Source organism: Microcystis sp. M49636_WE2 (assembly GCF_030065375.1).
Lineage (GTDB): Bacteria > Cyanobacteriota > Cyanobacteriia > Cyanobacteriales > Microcystaceae > Microcystis > Microcystis aeruginosa_C.
Window position 1 is genome coordinate 1 of sequence record NZ_JASJFG010000517.1, and the last position, 2,041, is coordinate 2,041.

Here is a 2,041-nt window from a genome sequence, read left to right on the forward strand (position 1 = left end):
ATCTCTCAACAAAGCTCGAAAACCAGCTTGCTGAAAATGAATATCCGTTGTTAATGCTTCCGTTATTCTACGCTCTTCCATTACAATAAAAGAAATACAGTCAACAATTCCCCAATTTTTATCGTTTCTTTGACAATATAGTTGAAAAGCTTTTTGATAAAGAATTTCCGATAAGGGAATAACTGTCACTGTTCTGTCCTTTTCTAATGAGGACAATAATTTAATTGACTTAGAGCGATATTTTTGTTTAGATAAAGCATTGCCAATCTCTAAAATAATGGCTCTGGTTGTAACTAAAGGTGTTTTTGAAGTTTTTAATTGTTGGGCAATGGCAAGTGCTTTATGATGATAATCGTCCGTAGATGAAGATAAAGCGATCGCATAACTTGTATCGAGAAATTTCTCAGGGTTCATGCTCTTTTTCTTCACCATATAAATATTTATCTAGATTTTCTGACCAATCAGAGGGGCCGTCTAGTTGTAATGATTCTGCTGTCTCTAAAAAAGAAGTGAGTTCATTATTTTCATCCGATAAGTTATCAACAATAATGCGGACACGAGTATTAGCCTTCAATCTAACGGGTTGCTCTGGATGAAAGACTTTTCCGTCAAATAATGCGTCAATAGAATTAAGCATGATCTGTTGGTGAAATGATTTTTACTTGAAATACCCATATTATAAATGTAACACACCAAATTGATTGTTATTCGCTGTCATCTTGTTGGTTAAACTTTAAAACTGCCATTGCTTGGGATAGGAACGCAAAGGGCGATCGCTTTTTGATGAGGAGGAGGGGCGATCACATATCGTATTTTTCTATTATCATAGTAAAATCAGGCAAATATTTTGAAAATAACATGAAAATTAAAGCTCTAATCTGGCAAGAAGATGGTATTTGGTGCGGTTCCGTACCGGCATTGCCAGGCTGTCATACCTGGGGAGAAAGCTACGAACAATTATTAGAAATGTTGCAAGATGCAGTTCAAGGATGGCTTGAAGTTGCAAGTCAAGAAACAGAAATTGAAGCAGAAAAAGAGCTAGTCGAATTATCATTATGAAATCTATTTCTGGCCAAGCCCTTTGTAAAATTATTGAACGTTATGGTTAGCAGTTAAAACGCATTAGTAGTAGTCATCATATTTATACAAAACAGAGAATGAAAGTTATTTTATCCGTTCCTGTTCATGGCAATAAAGATTTACCAATTGGTACTCTTAAGAGTATTTTGAAAGATGCTGATCTGACCGAAGATGACTTGAGATAACGGTGATCGCTGTTTTCTTGTTGATTAAATCTTAAAAACGCGATCAGGTTTTCTTTTGAAATCTAGGGTAAAGCTGTTAAAACAAAACGGATAGACGTTGCCACTACCGCCGTAAACAAAATCCCAATCAAAGCCCAAACCTGATTGCCCTGATTGCTTTCTACCTTTTCTATCTGTAATTCCATTTTATCGAATCGCTTATCCATTGAATCCAATCGTTTCTCTACATTATCAACTTTGGTTTCTACAGTAGCCAATCGAATCTGTACTTGATTCACATCTTTAGAAATTGTATCTAGCTTCTGATTCATTTCTGCTAGAACTTCGCGCAAATCTGTTTCGATGATAGTCGGTGTTGGCATAACTCATCTTGTTAATCAGGCTGACACACTCATTTTAATCTATTTTTTTGCTGAGGGAACGGCCTCTTCTCAAAATATAGCAATTCTCATTTTAAGGTTTCATGACATTAAAACCCTTGCACCTAGAGGGGTTAATAATTCTTAACGAATCTCTAGATCGCTGAAACAACGCAAAATCGTTTCAAAATGAGAATAGCTGGTACGAATTGCGGTGCAGACAATACCTTACTCAAAAAACCCTGCGCTACTATTAGAACTAGAGGCGATCATTTGAAGGGCAACTGAGCCACCGTATAATGTTCAAATTCATACTGGAGTCCTAACCCATGCAAGTGAAACTTTCGGAGCAAATCTCGTCTGCGGATGCGGAAAATATTTTAAAGTGCTTACCAGACTGGATTCAGGATGCCCTGA

General features: G+C 36.6%; 4 protein-coding genes and 1 pseudogene. 2 read left to right on the forward strand and 3 right to left on the reverse strand.

Translation table 11 applies throughout. The features are described from left to right. Both PX484_RS12050 and PX484_RS12055 read right to left on the reverse strand, forming a co-directional pair. A partial coding sequence (locus tag PX484_RS12050) for a type II toxin-antitoxin system VapC family toxin (RefSeq protein WP_002792614.1) occupies positions 1 to 414 on the reverse strand: 414 nt, incomplete at its 3' end. Continuing rightward, the gene (locus tag PX484_RS12055; RefSeq protein ID WP_004163555.1) at positions 404 to 637 is read right to left on the reverse strand and encodes a hypothetical protein; all 234 of its coding nucleotides are present in this window, start codon (positions 635 to 637) and stop codon (positions 404 to 406) included. The genes PX484_RS12050 and PX484_RS12055, both read right to left, overlap by 11 nt. Positions 638 to 858: 221 nt before the next feature. Between PX484_RS12055 and PX484_RS12060 the strand changes: the two genes are divergently transcribed. Together PX484_RS12060 and PX484_RS12065 are read left to right on the forward strand one after the other, a co-directional pair. Further along, positions 859 to 1,059, forward strand: coding sequence for a type II toxin-antitoxin system HicB family antitoxin (locus tag PX484_RS12060; protein WP_002735173.1), 201 nt, complete (start codon positions 859 to 861; stop codon positions 1,057 to 1,059). Then, positions 1,056 to 1,265 (forward strand): annotated as a pseudogene (locus PX484_RS12065) (type II toxin-antitoxin system HicA family toxin). Before PX484_RS12060 ends, PX484_RS12065 begins: the two are co-directional and overlap by 4 nt. 62 nt (positions 1,266 to 1,327) lie before the next feature. On the opposite strand, the gene PX484_RS12070 reads toward PX484_RS12065, so the two are convergent. Further along, positions 1,328 to 1,627, reverse strand: coding sequence for a hemolysin XhlA family protein (locus PX484_RS12070; RefSeq protein WP_002755782.1), 300 nt, complete (start codon positions 1,625 to 1,627; stop codon positions 1,328 to 1,330). Positions 1,628 to 2,041: the final 414 nt, after the last annotated feature.

Excerpts from the sequence above, each read along its gene's own strand:
- PX484_RS12055 (WP_004163555.1), bottom strand. The coding sequence starts at position 637 with ATGCTTAATTCTATTGACGCATTATTTGACGGAAAAGTCTTTCATCCA.
- PX484_RS12060 (WP_002735173.1), top strand. The coding sequence starts at position 859 with ATGAAAATTAAAGCTCTAATCTGGCAAGAAGATGGTATTTGGTGCGGT.
- PX484_RS12070 (WP_002755782.1), bottom strand. The coding sequence starts at position 1,627 with ATGCCAACACCGACTATCATCGAAACAGATTTGCGCGAAGTTCTAGCA.